Source organism: Methanolobus tindarius DSM 2278 (assembly GCF_000504205.1).
GTDB lineage: Archaea > Halobacteriota > Methanosarcinia > Methanosarcinales > Methanosarcinaceae > Methanolobus > Methanolobus tindarius.
In genome coordinates this window covers 2,151,976-2,176,711 of record NZ_AZAJ01000001.1, presented here as the reverse complement: position 1 = coordinate 2,176,711, position 24,736 = coordinate 2,151,976, and the positions used below count along the sequence as shown (strand labels likewise).

23 protein-coding genes are annotated in these 24,736 nt (G+C 39.9%); 8 read left to right on the top strand and 15 right to left on the bottom strand.

Annotation, left to right across the window (positions count from 1 at the left end; all coding sequences use genetic code 11):
- Positions 1-134 precede the first annotated feature (134 nt).
- Positions 135-731 carry an indolepyruvate oxidoreductase subunit beta gene (locus tag METTI_RS10425; protein ID WP_023845786.1) on the bottom strand — a complete coding sequence of 199 codons (597 nt, stop codon included), beginning with the start codon at positions 729-731 and terminating at the stop codon, positions 135-137.
- Positions 728-2,557 carry an indolepyruvate ferredoxin oxidoreductase subunit alpha gene (gene iorA, locus METTI_RS10420; protein ID WP_023845785.1) on the bottom strand — a complete coding sequence of 610 codons (1,830 nt, stop codon included), beginning with the start codon at positions 2,555-2,557 and terminating at the stop codon, positions 728-730. Before iorA ends, METTI_RS10425 begins: the two co-directional genes overlap by 4 nt.
- A gap of 205 nt (positions 2,558-2,762) precedes the next feature.
- Between iorA and METTI_RS10415 the strand changes: the two genes are divergently transcribed.
- From METTI_RS10415 to cca, 5 genes are all read left to right on the top strand, one after another.
- Positions 2,763-3,824, top strand: coding sequence for a hypothetical protein (locus METTI_RS10415; protein WP_023845784.1), 1,062 nt, complete (start codon positions 2,763-2,765; stop codon positions 3,822-3,824).
- Positions 3,825-4,009: 185 nt separating this feature from the next.
- Positions 4,010-4,735, top strand: coding sequence for a Bax inhibitor-1/YccA family protein (locus METTI_RS10410; protein WP_023845783.1), 726 nt, complete (start codon positions 4,010-4,012; stop codon positions 4,733-4,735).
- Between the two features lie 158 nt (positions 4,736-4,893).
- The gene (locus METTI_RS10405) at positions 4,894-6,249 is read left to right on the top strand and encodes a glutamate-5-semialdehyde dehydrogenase (RefSeq protein WP_023845782.1); all 1,356 of its coding nucleotides are present in this window, start codon (positions 4,894-4,896) and stop codon (positions 6,247-6,249) included.
- A 31-nt stretch (positions 6,250-6,280) separates the two neighbouring features.
- Positions 6,281-7,405, top strand: a complete 1,125-nt coding sequence (gene proB / locus METTI_RS10400; RefSeq protein ID WP_023845781.1) for a glutamate 5-kinase — start codon at positions 6,281-6,283, stop codon at positions 7,403-7,405.
- A 106-nt stretch (positions 7,406-7,511) separates the two neighbouring features.
- Positions 7,512-8,858: a CCA tRNA nucleotidyltransferase gene (gene cca / locus METTI_RS10395; protein ID WP_023845780.1), complete on the top strand. Its 1,347-nt coding sequence runs from the start codon at positions 7,512-7,514 to the stop codon at positions 8,856-8,858.
- Between the two features lie 58 nt (positions 8,859-8,916).
- Here cca and METTI_RS10390 read toward each other — a convergent pair whose 3' ends face one another.
- From METTI_RS10390 to METTI_RS10355, 8 genes are all read right to left on the bottom strand, one after another.
- Entirely contained in the window at positions 8,917-9,753 is an 837-nt protein-coding gene (locus METTI_RS10390) for a DNA-3-methyladenine glycosylase family protein (RefSeq protein WP_023845779.1), read from the bottom strand.
- Position 9,754: 1 nt separating this feature from the next.
- A complete protein-coding gene (locus METTI_RS10385) occupies positions 9,755-11,137 on the bottom strand; it encodes an ADP-dependent glucokinase/phosphofructokinase (RefSeq protein WP_023845778.1) in 1,383 nt (460 codons plus the stop codon).
- Between the two features lie 3 nt (positions 11,138-11,140).
- Positions 11,141-12,628 carry an ADP-specific phosphofructokinase gene (gene pfkC / locus METTI_RS10380; protein ID WP_023845777.1) on the bottom strand — a complete coding sequence of 496 codons (1,488 nt, stop codon included), beginning with the start codon at positions 12,626-12,628 and terminating at the stop codon, positions 11,141-11,143.
- A gap of 131 nt (positions 12,629-12,759) precedes the next feature.
- The gene (argC, locus tag METTI_RS10375; protein ID WP_023845776.1) at positions 12,760-13,701 is read right to left on the bottom strand and encodes an N-acetyl-gamma-glutamyl-phosphate reductase; all 942 of its coding nucleotides are present in this window, start codon (positions 13,699-13,701) and stop codon (positions 12,760-12,762) included.
- Positions 13,702-13,770: 69 nt separating this feature from the next.
- Entirely contained in the window at positions 13,771-14,898 is a 1,128-nt protein-coding gene (locus METTI_RS10370) for a WD40 repeat domain-containing protein (RefSeq protein ID WP_023845775.1), read from the bottom strand.
- Between the two features lie 76 nt (positions 14,899-14,974).
- On the bottom strand, positions 14,975-16,030 hold the full coding sequence (locus METTI_RS10365; RefSeq protein ID WP_156916273.1) for a WD40 repeat domain-containing protein: 1,056 nt from the start codon (positions 16,028-16,030) through the stop codon (positions 14,975-14,977).
- 312 nt (positions 16,031-16,342) lie between these two features.
- Positions 16,343-17,527: a bifunctional ornithine acetyltransferase/N-acetylglutamate synthase gene (argJ, locus tag METTI_RS10360; protein ID WP_023845773.1), complete on the bottom strand. Its 1,185-nt coding sequence runs from the start codon at positions 17,525-17,527 to the stop codon at positions 16,343-16,345.
- A 74-nt stretch (positions 17,528-17,601) separates the two neighbouring features.
- A complete protein-coding gene (locus METTI_RS10355; protein ID WP_023845772.1) occupies positions 17,602-18,069 on the bottom strand; it encodes a CBS domain-containing protein in 468 nt (155 codons plus the stop codon).
- A 222-nt stretch (positions 18,070-18,291) separates the two neighbouring features.
- On the opposite strand from METTI_RS10355, the gene METTI_RS10350 reads away from it, so the two are divergent.
- A complete protein-coding gene (locus tag METTI_RS10350; protein WP_084324002.1) occupies positions 18,292-18,933 on the top strand; it encodes a cohesin domain-containing protein in 642 nt (213 codons plus the stop codon).
- 250 nt (positions 18,934-19,183) lie between these two features.
- Here METTI_RS10350 and METTI_RS10345 read toward each other — a convergent pair whose 3' ends face one another.
- Positions 19,184-19,663 carry a hypothetical protein gene (locus METTI_RS10345; RefSeq protein ID WP_023845771.1) on the bottom strand — a complete coding sequence of 160 codons (480 nt, stop codon included), beginning with the start codon at positions 19,661-19,663 and terminating at the stop codon, positions 19,184-19,186.
- Between the two features lie 73 nt (positions 19,664-19,736).
- A complete protein-coding gene (locus METTI_RS10340) occupies positions 19,737-20,423 on the bottom strand; it encodes a nucleotidyltransferase domain-containing protein (RefSeq protein WP_023845770.1) in 687 nt (228 codons plus the stop codon).
- A gap of 211 nt (positions 20,424-20,634) precedes the next feature.
- Between METTI_RS10340 and METTI_RS10335 the strand changes: the two genes are divergently transcribed.
- Positions 20,635-20,901, top strand: coding sequence for a hypothetical protein (locus METTI_RS10335; protein ID WP_023845769.1), 267 nt, complete (start codon positions 20,635-20,637; stop codon positions 20,899-20,901).
- A 191-nt stretch (positions 20,902-21,092) separates the two neighbouring features.
- A complete protein-coding gene (locus tag METTI_RS10330; protein ID WP_023845768.1) occupies positions 21,093-21,749 on the top strand; it encodes a hypothetical protein in 657 nt (218 codons plus the stop codon).
- A 229-nt stretch (positions 21,750-21,978) separates the two neighbouring features.
- Here the strand turns inward: METTI_RS10330 and METTI_RS10325 are convergent, their stop codons facing one another.
- The 3 genes from METTI_RS10325 to METTI_RS10315 all read right to left on the bottom strand — a co-directional run bounded on the left by METTI_RS10325 (position 21,979) and on the right by METTI_RS10315 (position 24,720).
- Positions 21,979-23,319: an Lcl C-terminal domain-containing protein gene (locus tag METTI_RS10325; RefSeq protein WP_023845767.1), complete on the bottom strand. Its 1,341-nt coding sequence runs from the start codon at positions 23,317-23,319 to the stop codon at positions 21,979-21,981.
- 373 nt (positions 23,320-23,692) lie between these two features.
- Positions 23,693-24,238 (bottom strand): reprolysin family propeptide-containing metallopeptidase, encoded by a 546-nt coding sequence (locus METTI_RS10320; RefSeq protein ID WP_023845766.1) that lies wholly within the window; start codon positions 24,236-24,238, stop codon positions 23,693-23,695.
- 23 nt (positions 24,239-24,261) lie between these two features.
- Positions 24,262-24,720: a hypothetical protein gene (locus tag METTI_RS10315; RefSeq protein ID WP_023845765.1), complete on the bottom strand. Its 459-nt coding sequence runs from the start codon at positions 24,718-24,720 to the stop codon at positions 24,262-24,264.
- Positions 24,721-24,736 lie beyond the last annotated feature (16 nt).

The window sequence follows — 24,736 nt, the reverse complement described above, 5'->3', positions numbered from 1 at the left end:
CTCTGCATAGAATAATTAAAGAATAATTCGATCTAAAAAGAAACGGGAAAAACTAAATTTTTGCAGCTATGTGCACAATAATACTAATATAAATTCAAAATTAGAAAAATATAGATTAGAAAAGGATGATAAAATCATCCCTGTGTTACAGACCTGCCCATCTCAAAAGCCTTTACGTTGATATCAATTGTCTTCCGGGGAACTAGTTCCTTAGCACAATCAACCAGAGTATCAACGGAAACCGGCAGGTAGCTTGAAACTGCACCAACCATGACAACGTTCATGGACTGTGGATGACCTGCTTCTTTTGCAAGCTCAGTTGCATTGAAAGCTTTTACCTTATGGGTTTCTTCCATTTTTGAAATTATTGCATCGACATCAGGATATGTACACTGTCCTGAGGTCACAGTCACCGGAAGAATCGGATCAGTATTTACTATTATAGTACCTTCATCGGATAGGAATTCAAGATACCTGAGTGCTTCACTAGGTTCAAGTGCGAGCAGAACATCAGCACCTTTCATTGGAATCATTGAACCAAGTTCGCAGCCAAGTCTGATGTGATTTACTACAGAACCGCCACGCTGTGCCATTCCATGCGTCTCTGCTGCACGCACAGACATGTTTTCCTTTACAGCAGCCTTTCCGATTATATCTGATGCAAGAATGGTACCCTGACCACCAACACCAGCAATGACAAGATCGAATTTAGATATTCCTTCAGCACTCATTTCTTCACCTCCGTGATGGCATCGAACTTACAAAGGGCTGCACATACTCCGCACCCCGTACACATTGTATTTATGGATGCTTTCTTTGTAGTTGTATCGAACTCGATAGCTGGGCAACCGAGGTTTACACAGAGTTTGCAACCAACGCACTTCTCAGCATCGATAGTTAATGGCTTCCTGCGAATACCGGAACGCTTTGCATCAATGACACAATACTGTCTTGTGATAACGACTGATGTTCCCTTGTATTCCTTTGCCCTTTTGAAAACCTCTTCTGTCTTTTCAAGGTCATAAGGGTCAACACTTTCAACAAATCCAGCACCCATACTCTTACATAATTCCTCAAGGGAAACTTCAATGGTTGGCTCACCTGTTGCAAGCTTTCCCATTCCAGGGTTTGGCTGATGACCGGTCATTGCTGTAATGCGGTTGTCTACTATAGTTACTGTGATGTCTGCTTTATTATAGATAGCATTGAGAAGACCATTCATTCCAGTGTGGAAGAATGTTGAATCGCCGATTGAGCAACAGATTGGTTTTTTCTCTCCTGCCTGATACATTCCGCTTGCTACGGTTATGCTTCCACCCATACAGAGTGTTGTATCAACTGTGCCACTCTGGATTCCCAGTGTGTAGCAACCGATGTCACTTGGGAAGATAGCATCCTTGCCGTAGACTTTTTTCATGACATGGAAACTTGCCCTGTGTGAACATCCCGGACACATTACAGGAGGACGCATTGGCAGGTCAATCCTGCACCTGTCGTAATCGAAATCTTCTGCGACTTCTGCAGGGACATCCGGTCTTTCAAGTTCAAGGACTTCTGCAAGAACATCAGCACAGATATCAGTATTCAATTCATAAATTCTTGGAACCGGACCTGGCGTTTTACCAACTATATCCACAGTTGAGCCAGTCTGCTGTGCGATTATCCTGACCTGTTCCTCAACAACAGGTTCCATTTCCTCGAAAATGATTAGCTTCTCTGTATTTTCCATAAGAGTGCGAATCTTCTTATCTGGAATCGGATATGTTCCTATCTTCAGGAATGATGCATTGATTCCCTGTTTAATGATGGCTTCCTTTGCATAAACAGAAGCAATACCCGATGCTATTACTCCGACCTTTGCACCGTCTTCGAGTTCAAGACAATTCCACGGAGAGTTTTCCAGTTCATCCTGCATTATTTTTTGGGATTCAAGAAGGCGAGGGTGCTGTATCCTTGCATTCTTTGGCACCATGACCCATCTTTCAAGTTCTTTTACAAACTCTGCTGCAGGCCTGGTTTCTTCCACAGGTCCGAGCTGAATATCGGATTTTCCGTGGGAGATACGGGTTGTAGGCCTGAAGATAACAGGCATCTGGACCTTATTAGAGAATTCAAATGCGTAAGGTATCATGTCCTTGGCTTCCTGTGGTGTGGAAGGGTCAAAGCATGGTATGAGTGAGAATTGTGAGTACCTGCGAGTGTCCTGCTCGTTCTGTGATGAGTGACATGATGGGTCGTCTGCAACGATTATTACCATACTGCCTTTGACACCTGTGTAGGCAAGTGTGAGCAAGGGGTCTGCTGCTACATTTAACCCGACGTGTTTCATTGTGACCACTGAACGCACGCCAGCCATTGCAGCACCTGCTGCCACTTCAAGGGCAACTTTCTCATTGACCGACCACTCTACATAAAAGTCTCTTTCCAACATTGCTGCCAGTGTACCGATGATCTCAGAGGAAGGTGTTCCGGGATATCCGGATATGACCTGTCCGCCTCCTTCTACGATACCGCGTGCTATTGCAACGTTTCCCAGCATGTACTCGCGTGTGCTCATGTTAATCTCCTGCCAAGTCATACAAAATGATTATTGATAAAGATATCTGGAAGAATGTTGCATGCTAACACATGTCACTGCATGATGATTTACCAATAACTGAAAGGAAAACAGAAAAATTATAGCAATTAACAGCACCTTGTAAAGCTTTATAAGCTTACACTGTCCAATATGGATCATAGTTCTCCGCAGGAGATAATAATCCATGATAACGATTCGTTTTTACAGGATCTATGACATAGGACTGGATATTGACCTTGACTGGCTTGAAAAGGAACTTGCCAGCAGTTTTACAACGGCAAGAGCAAGTTTTGTGCGTGTCAGGCCTACATCAATCATAATAGATGTTTCACCATTGCTTATCAGGCTTGGACAATGCAATGTAGAAAAAGATGGAGAGAACTTTAAGTTCTCAGTTTTTGCACGTATTTTCCGTGTTGGTGCCATCAGTCTGTGTCTCGCTTACGAGAAAGGAGATGCAGATTTCAAATTCCTTGAGAAAACTGCACTTTTGTTCTCTGAGCAGGAAGGACTTGAAGAATTGTTCCTTTCACACCTCAATACGCTTGCAGATATACTCAAACCACACATCAAAGGCTTTTCATTTACCCCTGATTTCTTTGAAGACTATACCATTTACCATATGGACTGGATGGATGATTCTATTGACCCGATGCCACTCCTTGCAGGCGAGAAAATAGATTTCTCACCCCAGATGAGAGAGGAAATTCTCAAAGGTACTCACAGTTACAGTAAAAATGACCGTGCCATTTTTTCCTGGGACTCTGCCCTGATCTGCGACCCTGATACTCCTACAGACCTTTTTGACCTCATTGAGTTTGCAAATGTGCAGGTCTTTGAGCTGCGTTACTATGACAGGGAACTGAGCAGAAGCATGGAAAAGATGTACGATGACATTGCCCTTGCAGATAAATTATCATTCTTCAGAAGAAGACAACTTTACAGGACTATTATGACACAGCTAATGCAGGATAACGTAGCCCTTTCCGAAGTCACCGAGAAAGTCAACAACCTTATCAAAGTCACTGAGGACGTTTACTATGCAAGAGTATATGCGACCGTCCTGAAAACACTAAGAAGCGAGCAATGGAGCGAGAGTGTAAATCGTAAAATCGACATGATAAAAGACAATTATTCAATGCTCTCTGATGAGGTAAGAATCGAGCATTCCAATTATCTTGAATGGATAATTATTGTGCTGATTGCTATTGAGATTGTGATGGCTGTGGTGGAGAGGATTGTTTGAAACTGTGGTTTTTGTTTAATTTAGTTTGCTTTACTTAGAATTGAAGAGAGGATTCTAAGTAAAGAATCCTTTACTAAAAATAACAGGTTTTAAGTACATTCTATAAAAATATATATCATAGTGAAGCTAATTCATACTACGATAACTTAACTATCCACCTATATAAAACAAAGAGTGATTACATAATGCGTACAGCAAATCCAGCTTTGAATAAAAATACATTTAGCAATCTGACATCTTCTGAAAACGTTATGACCCTGGAAGGAACTGCTAACAAGTCACTCATTTTGCTTGGCATTTTACTTCTTACTGCAACGTACACGTGGGGGCTGGGAGCTGAGAGTCAGGGCTTAATTATGATAGGTGTAATCGGAGGATTAATTACAGCCATCATTACCGTTTTCAAAAAGACCGCATCAACTATTACTGCTCCCATATACGCTGCATTTGAAGGGCTTGCCCTTGGAGGCATATCATTCTTTTTCGAAACTATGTACCCGGGAATTGTTTCACAGGCAGTTTTTCTTACAATAGGAGTATTCTTTGCACTTTTGTTTGCCTACAAATCACATATCATAAAACCAACTGAAAACTTCAAGTTAGGTGTATTTGCTGCTACTGCAGGGATTGCAGTTGTTTATGTAATTAATTTTGCAATGGGTTTTTTTGGAAGTTCAATACCCGTACTTCAGATAGATAATGCAAGTCCCCTGAGTATTGGAATCAGTCTGGTTGTTATTATTGTCGCTGCACTTAACCTTGTACTTGATTTTGACTTTATAGAAAGCGGAGTTGAAGCCCACGCTCCAAAATACATGGAATGGTACAGTGCATTCGGACTTATGGTAACACTTGTATGGCTTTATCTTGAAATTCTTCGCTTGCTTGCAAAGTTGAATTCACGAAGATAGACACCTACTCTGACATCATAATCGACAAATATAAAACCAAAGAACTATGTGCAATGTCTACAAGTATACTTGTAAATATGTCTGCTCATCTACTATAGTAGAATAAAAATCAATATAATCTGACATCACTCTTTTAACAAACCCAGGGTGGTTTATTCATGGTTCTTGAAATTGAAGAAAAGGTCATTGAAGCAAAGAAGGCGTCTATCATTCTTGCAAGCGTCAGCACAGACACAAAGAATGAAGCTCTTGAAGCAATGGCACAGGCACTTGACGATAATCGCGATAAGATACTCGAAGCAAACCAGAAAGACATTGAAGCGGCAGAGAAGCTGAAAAGGAAAGGGGAACTTTCCCAGGCTCTTGTAGACAGGCTCAAGGTCAGCGACAGCAAGATAAGCGGAATGATAGATGGAATCCGTGACGTAATCAAACTCGAAGACCCGGTAGGTAAAACTATTGATGCTCTTGAGCTTGATCAGGGACTCGAACTCTATCAGGTAAGCTGTCCAATCGGACTTATTGGAGTGATATTTGAAGCACGCCCAGATGTAGTGCCACAGGTCATGTCCTTATGTCTTAAAAGCGGCAATGCAACCATATTCAAAGGTGGAAGCGAGGCACTAAATTCCAACCGCGTGATCTTTGACTTATTAAATGAAGCTGCAGAATCAACAAAGGGAATGACAAGCGGTGCATTCCAGCTCATGGAAACAAGGGAAGAAGTCAACGATATCCTGAGCATGGACGCATACATCGACCTGCTAATCCCAAGAGGCTCCAATGCATTTGTCAAATACATGCAGGACAACACAAAGATTCCGGTTCTCGGACATGCAGACGGTATCTGCCATGTTTATGTTGACGATGAAGCAGACCTTTCAAAGGCATACGAAGTATGTTTTGATTCAAAAGTACAGTATCCTGCTGTCTGCAACGCAATGGAAACACTGCTTATAAATGCGGAAATTGCAGAAAAATTCCTGCCAAAGATGGCAAGAATGTATGATGATGCAGGTGTCCAGATGCGCTGTGACGAAACATCCTTTGAGATACTCGGACAAATTGACTTCCTTAAAAGCATAGCAAGAGCCATTGAAGATGACTGGAGAACTGAGTATAATGACCTCACACTCTCCATCAAGATAGTAGAATCAATGGATGAAGCCATCGAGCACATCAACAACTACGGTTCACATCACACTGACGCCATCATTACAGAGAATGACCTCAAGAAGAAGAAGTTCACAGAGCTTATTGATTCATCCAGCGTAATGCTTAACGCATCAACCCGATTTGCAGACGGCTTCCGCTATGGAAAAGGGGCAGAAGTCGGAATCAGCACAAACAAGATTCATGCCCGTGGCCCTGTCGGAATGGAAGGACTCCTTATCTACAAATATATATTAGTAGGCAACGGAGACAAAGTTGCAGACTACGCTGGTCCTGATGCAAAGAAATTCACACACCGCAAGCTCAACAAGAAAGTCGGTGATGCAGTTTCCAGAAAATAACAAAGGTTAACAACACTAAGAGGCATCACTTTTGTACGACAGGAAAGAGCTCTTCAAAGATGTGAACAGGATAGTTGTAAAGATAGGAACCTCATCCATCAATACCGAAGACGGAAAGCTTAACCGCCAGTTCATGGAGAACATGGCCGCCCAGGTTGCCGAACTTCATGAAATGGGAAAAAAGGTCATCCTTGTAAGTTCAGGAGCCATTGGAATTGGTATTGACATTCTGGATTTTGACAGCCGCCCAAAAGAGATACCGGTAAGGCAGGCATGTGCTGCTGTCGGCCAGAGTGTGCTAATGCAGCAGTGGTGTGAATCCTTTGCAAAACACAACCTGAAGGTAGCTCAGATACTCCTTACATACGATTCATTCTCAAACAGGCTCACCTATCTCAACCTCCGGAACAGCATTTCCACTCTGCTTAGTTATGGTGTCATACCAATCATCAATGAGAATGACAGTACATCAGTTAATGAAATAGAAGCAACATTCGGCGACAACGATAAACTTTCTGCAATGGTTGCCAGTAAAATGGAAGCCGACCTTCTCATTATACTTTCAGATATTGACGGTCTTTATGACAAGAACCCAAAGCGCAACGATGATGCAAAACTCCTGAGCCTTGTGGAAGAGATCACTCCGGAAATAGAAAGCTTCGGAGGTAGCCCCACAAGCATGAAAGGTGTTGGCGGCATGAGAACCAAAATTGAAGCTGCCAAGATATGCTATATGTCAGGCTGTTACATGATAATTACTAACAGTGCAACCGAAAACGTTGTTACAAAAGTGCTCTGCGGGGAAGACATCGGAACATTGTTCCTTGCCAACCAGGACGTACACAAGAACAGGATTCGCTGGATACTCCTTTCAAAATCATGTGGTTCCATCGAAGTTGATGTCGGGGCAAAAGAAGCAATAATCAACAGTATGAGCCTGCTTCCTTCGGGAGTAACAGGAGTTGGAGGCGAGTTTGACAGGGGAGAAATTGTAGAAATTGTCTGTGAAGGTGAAGTCTTTGCAAAAGGTATCACGGACTATACTTCTGATGAACTGGAACTTGTCAAAGGGCAACACACTGACCTGATAGCCGATATTCTGGGTTACAAGAACTATAATCACGTAATCAAGAAAGAGAACATAGGTATTTGCTAAAATGTGTTTTATCACCTGCTAAAGTTCCGGTTAACTTTTTAATGGTATCTTGATTACTTTTTTATAACTAGTCCCCATTATAAAGTTTCAAATCCCAAGATCAAAAATGACACTCGAAGAACAGGTACTTGAAAGGATAAAACCCAGTCCTGATGAAAAAGAAAAGTTGCAGGAGGTTGCTTCTGAATTACTTGCAAGAGTCAGTACCATTGCAAGAATAAAAGGAATAGATGGTATTGTTCCAAAGCTGGTAGGTTCTGCAGCAAGGAACACGTGGATATCAGGTACACACGACCTTGATATTTTTATCTCATTTCCAGAAAGCGTTAGCCGTGAGGAACTTGAAGAAAATGGCCTCCTGATTGCAAGAGAAGTTGCAAGGAACGGCACAAATGTTGAAGAACGCTATGCAGAACATCCATACCTGAACATGAATTACAAAGGCTTCGATGTTGATCTAGTACCTTGCTTTGCCGTTAAATCCGCATCAGAGATAAAATCTGCAGTTGACAGGACACCATTCCACAACGAGTTCATCAAAATGAGCATACCCGGAAGAGAAGATGATGTACTCATAATGAAACAGTTCATGAAAGGCACCGGCACCTACGGCTCTGAACTTCGCACACAGGGATTCTCAGGCTACCTCACAGAACTTCTGATAGTCCATTATGGCTCATTCCGAAATCTCATACGCAATGCATGCACCTGGAAACCAGGACTTGTAATAGACATGCTGGAACATGGAACATTAAAACATGAAGACCCCCTGATTGTCGTGGATCCCACTGATCCTAAAAGAAATGTTGCAGCAGCACTTTCCATTAATCGTTTTGCTCAGTTTATCGATGCATGCAGAGCTTATTCTGAGAATCCTTCTGAAGAATTCTTTTTCCCGGAAGCAAAAGAGCCCATGTCAGATGATGAGATTAAAGAAATGATGCAGTCCAGAGGAAGTTCATTTATCGCAGTGATTTTTGAGACTCCGGAACTTGTGGACGACATACTGTACCCACAACTTGATAAGATGGAAAAATCCGTCTGTGCACTTCTGGAAGACCATGATTTTCAGGTTCTCAATTCCGGATATTGGGCAGATGAACAGTCTATAGTCGTTATTGAGCTCATATCATCAGAACTCCCTTTTGTGAAAAAACACAGAGGACCTCCTGTATGGGTTAATGAACATGCGAGAGGTTTTAAGGCAAAGTACAGTAACTCTGATGAACTGTTTTCCATGTATATTGAAGACGGTTTTTATGTTGCAGATATAAAACGTAAATACACAACTGCAAAAGAACTGCTCCAGGAAAAAATGCAAACGTGTTCACTTGGCAAACATCTCGGAAAAGCAGTGCTGGAAAGCTTCGAAGTTCTGGAAGATAATTCTATTTATGATATAAAACAACCCGGGTTCAGGATTTTTATGAAAAAATGGGAACAGGGTAAATAGCCTGTAGCCCTGAACCTTCATTTTAGTAAATTAGAGAGAAGAGAAACTGGTTTAAAAATCAAAGTCCTTCAAGTCTTTTCTGATAAAAGAAATACTGCTGCGCATAACCACAATAACGTCCAAAATACATCCTTCCCCAATTACCAATCTTGCTTTTAGTTGCGTTCCCATTGAAATATTCATGGTGACCGTAAACTGTTTTCACAACCTTTTCAACATGAGTATCTACCGGAAATGCTTCCATTTTATCAAATGCAAAAAGAAGGATACAGTCTGCAACTTTTTCCCCGATTCCCTCAAGGAACATTAGTCTCTGTTTGGCTTCCTCGTAATCTACCTTGAAAATGTCATCAAGAATCAGGTTCCCATCCTCAACATGTCTTGCAGCCTTGATTACACGTCCGCCCCTGAAACCAAGTTTACAAGCCCGCAGATCATCGTCACATGCATGAACAAGTGCGTGTGGTTCGGGAAAACTGTAGTAACCACCTTCTATCTCTTTACCGTAGTTCTGACACATCATTGAAATTGCACGCTTGATGTTAGGAATACTCCACGCCGTTGCAAGCATGTATGATATCAGGCACTCCCAGGGATCCTGCCTGATAAGACGCAGACCCATGTACTTGCTTATGGCTTCATCCATGAATTCATCTTTGTTAACTTCCTGAAGAATAGAATCAAGGTCATCATCAAAGCGGAAGTAATTCTCAAAAAAACTTTTCGGCAGGGGGCAATCTACAAGAACTTCGCCGCTGATTTTGTCCTGCTGCAACCTTGCAACATGGCCATTCAAAACCCCGGTCCACCAGCCATCAATCAGGTCCCAGCGGAAGACCTGTCCGCAATCAAGAGTGTAGTCAAGATTGAAATTCTCAGAGAAAAGAGTATACATGTCAAGAATTGAGTTCAAGCTCCCTTAAAAAAATGGCGGCTGATATGGTGTCCCCAAGCCCCACGGTTGAAACAGGTTCATCGCAAATACGAGTCGGAACAACAGTTACCTGATATGAATCATGTATTCCGCATACTGTACTGCAGTTCAGTTTATCCTCAATATGCTGTGCCAATCTTTCACTTTCCTTTTTGCCAGATTCACTTTCAGGAATTTTAGATGCAATTTCAAGAAGCTTGTTCCTGTCAGTAAGTTTACCGGAACATGCAAAAGCTGCAGCACAACCTGCTCCAAACTTCATTGCCTCGATTATAATTTCAGGGTCATCATTTTTCATGCATGAAACCGAAACAACGAATTCCCTTGTGTGCACGATCATCCTGCAAAGTCCGGAATTATTGCATAATGAAATGGCAGCATCTGCAATTGCAACCGAATCCATTTCAAGGATTGGATTTGGATCAATTCCATTTAATCCTGCAAGCATAGCAAGTTCATCCTCGTTCATTCCTATCCGGTCAACAATTTTGGAAAGACTGGAGAATGCGTACAATGCAATGTCATCTGATGAGAAATGACCGAATTCAACATGGATGTGCAGATCTTTACGGATATTTTTCCAGCTTTTAAGTTGCATCAGGGATGCATCGAGTTTAGATTTGTAATCTGAGCCTGTTTCAGAATTCTCCTGAAGCATATGATAACCTGAAATTATGGCTCCGTCCATATCTGCAATATGAGCTTCTGAGTATTTTCTGAATTCTGCGTCCATATGGAGCTCAAAATTTAACGGATCATAGGTTGCTATGAAACGGTTCTCTCTTGGAACTGTAAAATCCTTTCCTGAAAGGGACACTTTATCTCCTTTTCTGAAATCAAAAACAAAGTGTATAAGCTCTGGTTTATTGTTAGTATCATGTTCCGGAAGTATAGTTTCCAGTTCTGAGCTCTTATAGAGTTTGCCTTCAAAAGGATGATAAACAGCTTTACCTGAGAAAAAAGAAAGCTGTAACTTTGATAGGCTTGCTACATTTGGGACAACTCTGGACGCTCCAAGTTCAGAAAGAACGTTGGACATTATTCCCATGTTGCCACCCATTCTCATAAAAGAACCATCAATGAATGTCTTCTTTATCCATTCGAATACTGATGAATCTTTTATCATCCACTCTGCGCCGGAACCATCACGCATGCAGGTAATAAGACCTGCCAAAAAATCAGGTTTTGAAGAAATTGAACCTGGTGGTGAGATGATTTTCTTATTGAACTCGTCTGCAAATACAGGATTTTCAACTTCAAGTTCCCCTACCATTTGGGATAATTCACTGCCATCAATATGATAAATTGAATCAATATTAGCATTGTAGGCACAGAGAATATTCATCGGTTACTCCGTTATTCTGCATACATTTATTTTTGGCATTTTTGCCAGTAAAGCAACAAAAGCACCTGCCGATATTGCATCACCAATTCCTACGGTTGCAACGGGATCTTTCACAACTTTGGATGGAACTATAATAAGATCATGATCCGGTGCACTTATGCACCCGTCCTCGAAATCTTCGGCTGAACATATATTGTTCCTGACCAGATGCTTTTCAAGTTCTATCAAATCCCTGTAGCCCTGATCGTATACCGGAACTCCAAGTCCAAGATCAATGTCATCAATATCTGATATATTACCGGTTGCAGCCTGTGTTGCTGCCACGGCTGATGCGAAAAGTAGTGCCTGACGATGTGCATCTGCATCCAGTGGATGGTCTTTTGAGACTACACAAATGTAGAACCCAAGAGAATGAATATGTACTCTCTGAAGCTCCAGTTCCTTCAGTAACATCACAGCGCCTTCGTAAAGTGAAACTATGCTGTTTTCTCCTTTGTTGATTACGGAATATGCCAGTTCCTCATAACCAAGAACATTAAGAGCATTTGCAACTTCCACAGTGTCAAGACCAAGAGAAGTTACGTGTTTTTTCACAATATCTGTGAGCAATGTTTTGCGGATTATCTTATTCTGAATTGATGTGAATTCCACATGCAAGCGCATCTGAGGATTACAGCCTTTCAGACGTTCAATGACACTTACAGCACGCTCCACATAGTCTTTGTATGTGGTGCCGTCATCATATTCTTCCTTGATCATCTGGTAGCCTGAAAGTATAGCCCCATCTATATCTTCCCTGATATCAGAAAGCTGTTCGTACATTTCAGGACTCATGTCAATTCTGAGCCATTTTGGCCTTGATGAAACAATGAGCCGGTTGTCCCTTGGAACCACGAATTCTTCACCTGAACATTTGAAACTTATTCCTCTTGAGAATTCAAGTATCCAGTTGATTTTGGGTTTCTGATTTGGATCGTATGCTTCCTTCGGATGTTTTAGATACAGTTTTCCATTTTCTATTACAGGATGCTTTAGGTTGGGAGAATCTACAAAATAATCAGCCTGATCTTTTGACAACCAGGGAACATATGTGATTACGTTCTTCACGCCAAGGTTTGCAAGTAAGTTAGAGATAATTCCTGCCTGACCACCCATGCGTGCGGAATCAAAGACCATATTATCCATTAACCACTCATGAAGGTCTGATGTATAAGTCGGAACCTCGGCGGCTTTACCATCACGCATTGCTATGATGAGCCTTGCCAGAAAATCAGAAGGTTCATTTATTTCACGAGGGTACGCCAGTATCTTTTCCCTGACTTTTTCATAGCCGATGATATTTGTAAGCTTCTTGATGTCATCCTTGCGTACATGTTTCATGGCATCAACATTGCTGTTATAAGCCACGAACACGCCCTGTACGTTTGCAAGCTCTTTCTTTACATTAGAAACAGCCTCAACGTAACGTTTCTCCCATTCCACGATCTCCATAGTTACACCAATTGGTATAAATTATGTTTAGAGAGTATATATAAACGATGGATGGAGATTTTTTATGGCAAAAATAAACAAATTCAGAAATGGATTTAAGAATAAAATTACTAATCTATAATTGACCGGTCTCAAAGCAGACCAGTCGTTTCATCCATGCCAAGCATGATATTCATGTTCTGGATAGCAGCACCGGATGCACCTTTTCCAAGGTTGTCCAGACGTGAGATTACTTGAATCTGCTCATCGTTGCCGTAGATGTAGATATCTGAATAATTGGTATCATTACTACCCTGAACATCGAAAGCATTATCCACAAGGTCATCAGCTTCATCAACTTCATGAACGCGGATGAATGTTGAATCACCAAAATACTTCTGGTAGAGTTCATACAAATCCTGCTTTGTTACAGCTTTTTCCAGATCTTTAACTGAAAGAGGTAATGTAACTGCAAGACCCCTTGGGAAATTGGAAACAACAGGCATGAGAATCGGATTTACATTCAGACCGCAGCGTACCCTGACCTCAGGAACATGCTTGTGAGTCAGACCAAGTGCATACTGCCTTGGTGCTTTGTAAGCTCGCTCTTCTGTGGTCTCGTATGTCTGTATCATCTGCTTTCCGCCACCGGTATATCCCGTGATTGAGAACAACGGAACTGCTGTATCCTTTGAGATGATTCCTTCTTCAATAAGAGGATAAAGTGCAACTACAGATGCACTTGCATGGCAACCTGGATTGGAAACCCTGCTTGCTCCGGCTACATTTTCCCGGTGTTTGACAGAGAGTTCCGGCAGTCCGTAAGCCCATGAATCGTTTGTACGGTTAGCTGTGGATGCATCAATGATCCTTGTGTCAGGATTTGTGACCAGACTGACAGTGTCTGCAACAGCTTCATCCGGCAGGCACAGGAACACCAGGTCTGCCTCGTTGAGCAGCTTTGTCCTCAGTTCCCTGTTATGACGTTCCTCGTATGGAATATCAAGTATCTCTACTTCCGGATGCTTTGCCAGACGCTCGTTTACCAGTAAGCCGGTCGTTCCGTGTTGACCGTCCACATATATCTTGTACATAATCTTCCTCAAATACCCTGATAGATTATATGGTTATTCTATATTTCGGCTATGAAATGCCATCATTCTTTATGCATAATAACTTTCAACGATCTCCGTGAAATTATAGGCAAAAATTCTACCACTATGTGCCCTAGAATTCATCGAATATATTGAATCTTCAGAAACCTCAAGTCCTATTAGAATCTGCTTTCCGTCAGCAGAGAATTTTGCTGTGTAAAATTGATCAACATAATCTAAATTATTGACTTTTGTCCTCAAAATTTGCTTTTTTGTAGACAAATCCCATATCATCAATCCATAGTAATCATTAGCCATCAAATATTTGCCATCAGGTGATAGGGATATATCATTTGGTGAGGATATATCAGTAAATTTGGCTATCTGCTTATAAGTATCTGTTTCCCATACCAGGAGTCCTCCACCATGCCCATTCTCTCCTACCAGTATTTTACCATCATCTGAAAACTGCAAGTCAAAAGCATAAACTCCATTTAAAGTCCTGTAGACGTTTCCTGTACCAACATCATAGAAGATTGTACTATCTGAAGAATAACCAGAACCATCATAGCTTACAACTAAATATTTGCTATCCTGCGTAAAAGTAAGAGCCTGTACTCTATAGTTTTCACTCGTGATAGAGTGTATTACCTCTCCTGAATTTACGTTCCATATATTAACAGTACATTTTCCAGAATCATCGCCTTTTCTATAAGGGGATGCATAATATCTCCCATCTGGAGAGAAAGCTATTTCCCACATAGAATTATTTTCCATTTCATGGGTTCTGATTATGGATTTATTAGTAACACTGTATAAAATCAGGTGGGATTTTTCGTAGTCTTTTATGGATGAATTGTATTTATTAGAACATATCAACAGATAATTACTGTCGGATGAGAATACTAGTTCTGACAGACTATATGTTTCGTCTTCTATTAGATTATCATTTCCATTTTTATCTCGCAAAACTATCGGTCTATTAGAAAAAGCTAAAACGGCGACATATCTGCCATCAGGTGAATTGTCCATTTCATTTATCCATGCATAGTTACCTCCTAGTTCTTCTGGAGTAAAATCACTTAATGACTCGGCGCTGGAAGTAATATCAAGGAATGCATCTTTTGCATCTGGAAAAAGAACAATCAGAATTATTATTGTGCTGATTACTCTAAGAATATTCACCTGTTGTTTCATTGTTACTATTCTTATAGCTATTAATAATATTATAAAGATGATCCTACTGCCAGTGCAGTTGTTATATTGCTAATATCTAATTTTGCAGGTAATAACTTTCAACAATCTCCGTGAAATTATAAACAAATACCATGCTTTCATCTGACTTGGTTCCTACTGAATACATGGAATCTTCAGTAGCCTCAAGTCCAATTATTATCTGTTTTCCATCAGCAGAAAAAGTCGCTGCATAAAACTCATCTACGTAATCCAGCTTGTAGCTTTTAGTCCTCAGAATCTGTTTTTTTGAGGATATGTCCCATACAATTAATGCAGATGGATCGATCGCCATTAAGAATTTACCATCGGGTGATAAAGAAACATCATAGGGAAGTCCTATATCAGAAAACCTACCTATTACATGATAGGTACTGGTATCCCATACCAAAAGTCCTTTTTCATTCCCATTTTCTCCTGCTAAAATGCTTCCATCGTTAGAAAATTGCAAGTCAAAAGCAGAAATCCCATCTAAGGTCTTATGAATTGCTCCTGTATCTGCATCAAAGAACACGATACTATCTGCACTGCCTTTATTACCTTCAAAACTTATGACTATAAATTCACCATCTGGAGTATAAGTGAGAGATTTTACTCCATAATTGTCACTAATAATCGAATTTGCAATATCACCTGTTCTTGTATCCCACAAGTTGACAATACAGTGCCCAGAATCTTCTTCTGTTTTATAAGAGGATGCATAGTATTTCCCATCGGGGGAAAAAGCAACATCTTCTATATCATTATTGACTACGTCATGTTCCCGAACAATGGTTTTGTTTTCTACATCATACAGTGTGAGATGGGACTTAATAAGCTCCGGAATATAATAACTCGAATATACCAACAAATATTTACTGTCTGGTGAAAACTTCAATCCGGGATAAATGTATGGCTCCCTTCCTAAAATATAAATCGTTTCGCTGTTTTGAACTCCATTATACCCAAAAGATTCCGTTTCCTTTTTTTTATCCCATAGAACTATAGAATTATCAATTACACAACCAAATGCGACATATTTGTTATTAGGAGAACAATCAATATTGCTTATCATATCATAATCGTATGTTGCTTTTTCAGGAGTGAAGTCGTCCAATGATTGTGCAGTGGACGCGAAATCCATGAAATCACTTTTGACATTAGGGAAAAGCATTGCTAAGATAATCAACATGAAAATAAGTCGGGCTGTCTTCATTTGTGATTCCATATTACTTAATCCAATTGTGTAAGTTTATGCTAAACAGAACAGTGAGAATTATTAAATATTAAAATTTTTTCAACTCTACATACCCATATACATTATTTAATTTTTCCGATATCCATCCACATAATAAATTGTGGATTTGAAAGAAATAATCAATAAAAAAAGAACATTAGAGGGATTACTCCCTCAAACTACTAATGAAAATTAAGTCGTGTACTCAGCATTGATCCTGACATAATCATAAGTCAGATCACAACCCCATGCAGTTGCACTCTTGTCACCCATGCCAAGATCGGTGATGATGTAAATCTCATCCTCTGCCATGATGGCTTTTAGCTGTGAGAGGGTTTCCTCGTCATTCCTGACAACCTCGCCGTCTTTTACAAGCTCAACAACCTCAGTTCCTGCTGAGAATGAAAGGGATATTTTTTCAGGGTCCATGTTAGCACCGGAATAACCGGCTGCAACTACGATACGTCCCCAGTTAGGATCCTGACCGAATATTGCAGATTTTACAAGTGGGGAGCGTACAATTGCCTTGGTTACAAGACGAGCATCCTCTTCTGTTGCTGCACCTGTCACCTTGGATTCAATGAGTTTGGTAGCACCTTCACCGTCAACTGCTATCATCTTTGCAAGCTCTGTGAGAACATAATCAAGACCTGCCTGAATGTCAGAAACTTCAGGAATGATGCCGGATTGGCCTGTGGCTGTTACAAGAACCATATCGTTTGTGCTTGTGTCGCCGTCTACTACTATCATGTTGAAACTCTTGTCAACGGCTACTGTCAGGCATGACTGTAAGACATCAGGGTGAACTTCTGCATCAGTGTAAACGAATGCGAGCATTGTACCCATGTTTGGCTCGATCATACCAGCACCCTTGGCAATTCCTGCTATGCGGATGCCACAGTCTATCTCAATTGCAATCTCCTTGGGTACTGTGTCGGTTGTCATGATGGAGCGTGCTGCACTCATACTTGCATCGGCATCTTCACCCAGTGATTCAAGGACTTCATCAATGTGAGCCGTTATCCAGCCGGTGTCAAGTTTTCGACCTACAACACCTGTGGAAGCCACACCGATAAGCTCCTCGCTGACATCGAGTTTTGATGCGAGAGAGGAGGCCATGATTCTTGCATCAGCAAGACCCTGAACACCTGTGAAAGCATTGGCGTTGCCGCTGTTCACGACTACACCTGAGAGTCTGCCGGTCTTTGAGATATGTTCCCTTGTTACTACCAGAGGAGCTGCAATGACCTTGTTCCTGGTGTAAACTCCGGCAGCGTTTCCTTCTGCCTGAATGATTGCCAGTCCCATCTTACCGGGTTTGATTCCACCGGCACGCACGCCTTTTACAGCACAGATACCGCCTTCAATGAATTTCATGATATGCCTTCTATTCTGCTTGAATATGATTTTGATTTGATTTTGTGATGGTTATAGTTAGAATTTGGCTGAACTCACAATTGACCAAGACCAGCGATGATGTCACCACGTGTTACAATACCCACAAGCGTGCCGTCCCCGTCCACTACTGGAAGGCGGTTTATCTTGTGCTTGCTAAGGATTGTGGAAGCATCTTCGATGTATGTGTCAGGACCTACTGCATAAACACTCTTGGTCATTATTTCCCTGATAGGTTTTGAACCAAAATCCTCAAGCATGTCTTTTGTCTCTTCCCAGTTGAGCAACTCTCTGATTGGAACTTCGATAACCTCAAAAGGACTTGGAAGCCAGAGACCTCCATGTTCCGGAACCTCAAGCAGTGCGAGAATGTCTCCTTCTGAAACAATGCCAACTACTTTGCCGTCGTCCACTACCGGAAGACCACTGATCTTTTCCTTCTTAAGGAGTTGTGCTACTTCCCTTATTGAGGTGTCCGGTGAGCAGGTAACAACTTCAGTGTTCATTACATCTTTTACGTCCATGATTATACCTTACTTTACTATGATATTTCAGGATTTGCACATCAAGTAGTGCAGAGGTCCACATAGTCCATGCTTTTTTGAATATAGGGTGAAAAAGTGGTTGCAGGGGTATAATGGTTGCGCTTTGGCGATTATTGGAAAATGAAGATGGGTTCAGTATGTAGTGTTAAGGAAAAAATGTGATGCGTCAAAATACCAAAAGAAGGATGTTAATCACAATAAATATATTATTATTCAATTGCACACATAATTATATATGGTTTAGATATTGATGTACTGAAACGTGGGGTATTCAACATCAAATACATTACAATAATTGGAATATTTTTATCAATTCTCGTTTTTGGTTGTTTCAATTCGAGTGCAACATACGTAACACTTGAACCGTCAACTCAGATTGTTACACCAGGTGAGAATTTCACAGTAGATGTGCTCATAGTGCCGGATACAGGAATTGCCGGATTACAGTTCGATATTGAGTTTGACAGCTCAAAGATACAGGTGAATAAAGTATCTAAGGGCGACTTCTTAGATTCAAATGGAGATCCAACATTTAGCAATTATGGAAACATAGACAACACCGCAGGAATACTTTCTGATATTTATGGTGTGGTATTGGGCCCTGTGAGCATCTTAGAATCCGGGTCTTTTGCAAGAATCACAATGACTGCAAAAGAGCAGGCTACCAGTACATCAACTATTAGTCTGAAAAATGTGATAATAAGTGATTCATCAGGCCATCAAGTTGAGGTATTAATCAAAGATACGACTCTGACAATCAAAGTACCATCTGATAAACAGGACAAGTCCTGGTGGGATGAATGGAATGACCTCTGGCAGGATGATTGGAGACACTTCTGGTAGTCAGAACCCAATTTATAGAGTAGCAGCGAAATAACAATATGCTGCATCTCATCCTATTTTTATGCTAACAAATTTACACAAACAACTGTTAATTTATAATTCTGCCTGATTTTTTGAATATATGGTGAAAAGTAGTTGTTGGGCATAATGATTGTGTTTTGGTGGTCATTAAGGAAAAATATGCGTTTTCAGATTATGCCAAATAAAGGAAATAGTCCATAATTTATGGCAGAAAAAAATTCGTACTTATTTAATCGATTCCACGGACAATAAACACAAGCAATAAAACCATAATTGCTGCAATTAGCAAATATTCCTTTTTTCGGGATGCAACTGAAGCCCCTATTATCAAATGAATAATTGAAAATGGTAACATGTCCAGAATCGAGGATATAATTCGATTCCATGTTAAAAACATGAAAATATTGTTTGAATAATTTAGGACAGCGTATAGGAAATCCAAATAAAACATTGTCAACGAAAACAGTGCCAATCCTAATATTGCAGATGCTAATTTATTCCGGGTGAAGTAGGCATAAATAATTACTGTTAAAGTAGGGACTAAAATAAAAGGTGGTGATAAATCCCCACCTGGTTGCAAAACCCAGAATAATGCATACAGAAAGGGGATGCCTAATATAAAGTATATGTAATTAGATGGGTTTTTAATGGCCTTCTTAAGCCAGAGAATATATTTTGTTTTTTTGCTTGTAGAAGGCTTCAAATTCATCAATATAAAGAATCCACGGATGATATTTTAATATTTTTCTTATGTATCGTTTCACATTAAATGTTGATACAATCTACTCAATTAAATCAACCTGGTATTCAATAATCACTTCTGCTGCCCAATTGAAGAGCAACTCAGAGAGGGACTCAAACTCGGTCTGAACCACAGAGGGTTGAGTTTTGACCATAATACCGGTTTGCAATATTTCTCGTTCCTGTGATCCCAGAACAGGAATAAGCTCTTTTTTAAGTTTTACATAAGTTCCTGTTTGGTCATAATGAATCGCCTGTATGATGAAAGCGGCTACTTTATACAGAAATTTCAACATCTCTTTATTTTTTGCATGCACCATATTGTGACCACACATATGATATATGTTACAGGCTCCAATTCGGACAGCACGATGAATATCTTCTTTTTTAATCGTCTTCAACAGAAAGTCAATGTTTCCGTAAATAGGTATAGTATCATGATATAACTGGAACAGATCGGATTTCTCCCAATTTACCAGTTCCTGCCTACCAGAGATAAAACCGCATGCCAATTCCCTGTTAGGGAGTGTATCAAGAACAGCACTGTATGCCTTCAAATCCTGAACATCCACACGGTCAAGTATGATAACCGCATCAATATCACTGCTTTCACTTGCTTCACCGCGCCCACGGCTTCCCTGAAGCCCGACAAACACCAGTCGGGAACCAAACCGGGATTTCACCTTTTCTAAGTATTCTTTCATCCATGTGTCAATATCAAAACTCATACATTGCCCCTATATGTGGTATTTTGAAGATTATACCATCGAGTTCCATACAGATAAATAATTTCCTCACGTGAGCAAATAAAATAACATAAGATTGAATATAAAGATATATAGTGAAGATTTGTTTTTCTTAAAAATACTATGAGTGAGTGGAATGTTTTCGATTATCAAAAAATTGATATATAAATATTAACAGGAGGAATTTGGAAGAATGTACAACAAGAATTTACATCAGTTATTCCGAATCCTCAGCATGTTTTTCATACTATATGGAATTTATACAGTGCTATCAATAATGAGATTAATGCTTGCTCATGATATAGAGTACGCCGTAAATATATGGATGGTTAATGGAATGATATATGCACTCCTTGGAGGAGCTTCATTCATAATCTACTTTTATTTTGAATATCAAAAACACAAGTCACCGAGTTTTACAAAAACACTCGAAAGCATATTCAAAGCTAAAAAAACATAAAACAAAGTGGTTAAACAAGCCATCCTCATAAACAAATAGCAGCGATCATAATAGCACCCATAATTGCAGACAATTAAAATAAACAAATTATATATATATTATTAAAATTTTTCTATACCTCGAAAAAAAAGGAAGTTAAGCGTATAGAACTGATAATATTAGTATCTGCAACTTCTATTGAGGTATATACTATGAATGATGGGCATTTCGTAATCTTTAGGGAAGAACAAAAATCAGGTCAGTGGTGGGGTCAGGTTATTGCTTTACTTATTGCAATATTTGTATGGTCACGTGCTATACAAGGAATAGCACAAGGACTATATTCCGGAATGTTTGCATACATTAAACTACTGATTCTCCTTATTCTGGCTGGAGTTATTTTTCCATATTATATGCTGTCAGTAAAGCAGGTTACAGAAGTTCGCAAAAATCAATTATATATTTACACTGAACCTTTCAAGTATGGTTTACAAACATTTCCATTAAAGGAAATTAAGCACTATGAAGTACGTAAACTTAGTCTATTACGCGATAACAGGATAGGGGGAACTTATGTAGGAGGGGGTGGGAAAGTCCCGGGGCATGTGCCTGGAAATATTCCTTCAAATGAATTCATTGCTAAAGGTAACGATATAGTTGAAGTTGAATTTAATAATGGCAAAAAGATTAAGATTGGTACACAACGTCCTGATGAGTTAGCTAGAGTACTATCAAATGGTACGAATTATGGGCATATTGATTCAAAAATGGAATCAAACCACTCACAAAAGCAATATCTAAAACTTGCATATATGATTGTTGTTTGGATAGTATGTGCTGCTTTTTTCATATTCCTTTTAAAATCGTGAACTATCTTTATAGAGCAATATGAGATTCATTCCGTAATACCCTAATAAAGGAAAGACTTCCAACAGCATTTCAAAAATACCTTTTTTATTTATATGCAATCTCAGATTTTGTTGAATCATTTGACGGCGTGAAGATTGATTTTCTATTGTACTGACTAATCGGAAGTTCTGATTCTAGAAAATACTCCATAAATAGAAAATAAAGAATGGTAACCAAACCATTCTCCAATCAACCTCTCACAGGACGAACATAATTGTACACCCTGATAGCATCGCCCTGTGGAGCATCATTTCCATAATCATCCGGGTCACCTGATTTTGGGTCACTTCTCTGTGCACCGGCGCCATGGACATCCATCCATACTCCGTTCATGTAACCCAATGCACGTCCGAACGAAATATACACAGCATTGGAGCCTGCCATGTTAGTACTTGCATGTGTTGTTCCGGTCCAGTAGAAACCGTAATCCTCGTCACCTATTTCATTTACAATTTGAGTGCATTCAAATATAGAATCAATTGCTGGTGAATCTGTAGTGTCCGGGGAACGGGTGTAATCTACAATACTCTGCAACTCCTTTGCGTTTGGAAGACGCCAGTCATCATAACCTGCATATTCAAGGTTCTCTGCAAAGTCCAGGGCTTCTTCCCAGTTTAATGAACCATCGTCATTGGTATAATCCGAAAGCATATCAGCAAACTCATCACTGCCACTGTCGGACTGTGTCCACATAAGTCCTGTAGCTTCATCTGTGATGGTTCCATCGCCGTTATCAACAAAAAGATTGGTTCCGTATGCACTATTTCCTCTCACAAGTCTCAGATAGTACCTTCCTTCCTCCACTTGCAGATTTCCGCCTGACTGAGGGTAGCCTTTTATTCTTCCGTCTGCAAGGTTGAGTCCGAAGAAAGCTGACTGGCCATTCATAACCTTGTATACGTATTCTGTGCTGGAAATATACTGGGCATCGATTATCCTTCCTTCAGTTGGATATTCAAAATCAAAGTAGTCAGTATCAATGAAAGGAGTAAGTCCTGAAGTTGAAGTTGATTCAACATTCGGATCGGTTCCCCTGAAATCCATAAGAGAATACATTTCCTTTATCGTAGGAATCCTCCAGTCGTCATATCCACCTGTCATTGATGCATCGGCTTTATCTTCGGCATCATCGAAATCCGATCTGGTCATTTCCTTCTGCCACATCAGACCGGTGCTCTCATCAGTTATAGTTCCATCACCATTATCTACAAAACCAGGCTCTGTTCCATCATACCGTGCATCCTGACCATAGAACGAATCGCCCTCGGAAAGTGGGTGAATAACCTTCTCATTGTCATAATATAGATACTGCATCGTATCTGTCACAACATACTGTCCGGGTTCTGTAACTTTAGTTACTGAAACATCATCATTTTCCTCATCTGTAATTTCTGAACTATCATCAATTGTCTGAGATGTTCCTCCGGAATCAGATTCAGTCATTCCACCTCTATGTTCAGCACATCCGGAAACAACTGTCACAATAAATATCATACAAATTAGAAAACAAAGTTTTCCTTTTCCAGTCATAACATTTCTCCTGAAACCATGCATCTAAATTGGCAATACCTTTTAGAAAAGTATGATCTAAGAAGAGGGAAATTAAGATCAGAGAAATCCATTAATTGGATTTGCTCTAAAAGATAAATACTAAAAATCAAAATCAAACAGCGATATTACAGCCATTATCACACTTACACGGGGTGTATTCCACGGTGTTTGTAACACCCACCGGCCCCACAACTATCTCGCCGTTATCCTTTACTGCGATGAACTCAGACAGTGGATCAGATGATCTGAGAACGGACCTGATATTTTAGGACTTGCACCTCAAATGAGTGCAGAGTTCCACATAGTCCATGCTTTTATAAGTATAAGATGAAAATATAATGATTGTCCTGAGTTAATCTATTCTATATTCATTTTCAATATGAAGATCTTCAGCTCTGTACATTATATGGATAGTTTTCCCATCTAACTCATATTTTGTACTTTCAATGTAATATGGATTACTGTCCACATCAATTGTTCCTAACAAAAGGTTATTACTAACCGTTATTGCAACCTTGCTGTTTTCATCCCCAACTACTTTTCCGCGATATGTTCTAATGTTATGGTTGTTAGAAACATGTGTTTCATTTAAAATCAATCCCACTTCTTCACCCATTAGATTCAACATTATCGTTTTACGTTCATTAACTTCATAATTAAACACATCAGGCTTTACAGAGAATATAGCACAATGATAATTCTGTATGTTATTTGAAACACTCACGTTTTCTGCTTCATTATCTACATATTCCATTGACACATAATATCTACTTTCATTCTGTGTTTCAGCCTGCATATTTGTAGCTGGCCTGACATCACTTGTTTGATCTATACAGCCAACTGCAATTATTGAAATAACCAATAAAAAAAATATAGAGAACAATATTGATAATCTCATGGAGAATACCAGTATTTATTCAATCAAAATCCAAACAGTGATGTTACGTCCATTACCACACTGGCAACGGTATATTTTACGGTACTTGTAACACCCACAGGTTCTACAACTATCTCGCCGTTGTCCTTTGCTGCGGTGAACTCAGACAATGGGTCTGATGATCTGAGAACTGACCTCACGGTGAACTCATTTGCACCGACAACCATGGTTGCACCAAAATCCTCGTCATCATCCACTTCTTCAAATGATGTGATGACTGCATCTTCTGTAACGGCTTTTATGTAGACCTCATCCCCATCATCATCGACTATTACAAGCTTTATAGTTTCATCACCAAGGAGAGTTACTAGATAAGATGGGACAGCAGCTACGTTCGCATTGTATTCATCAACATCATTTTCAAGATCATTAACAATATCCGCACTGGCAATCGGCATCAGCATTGCCATCAGCAGAACTAAAATTACTAGTCTTTTTTTCATCCTCTCACTTCATTCC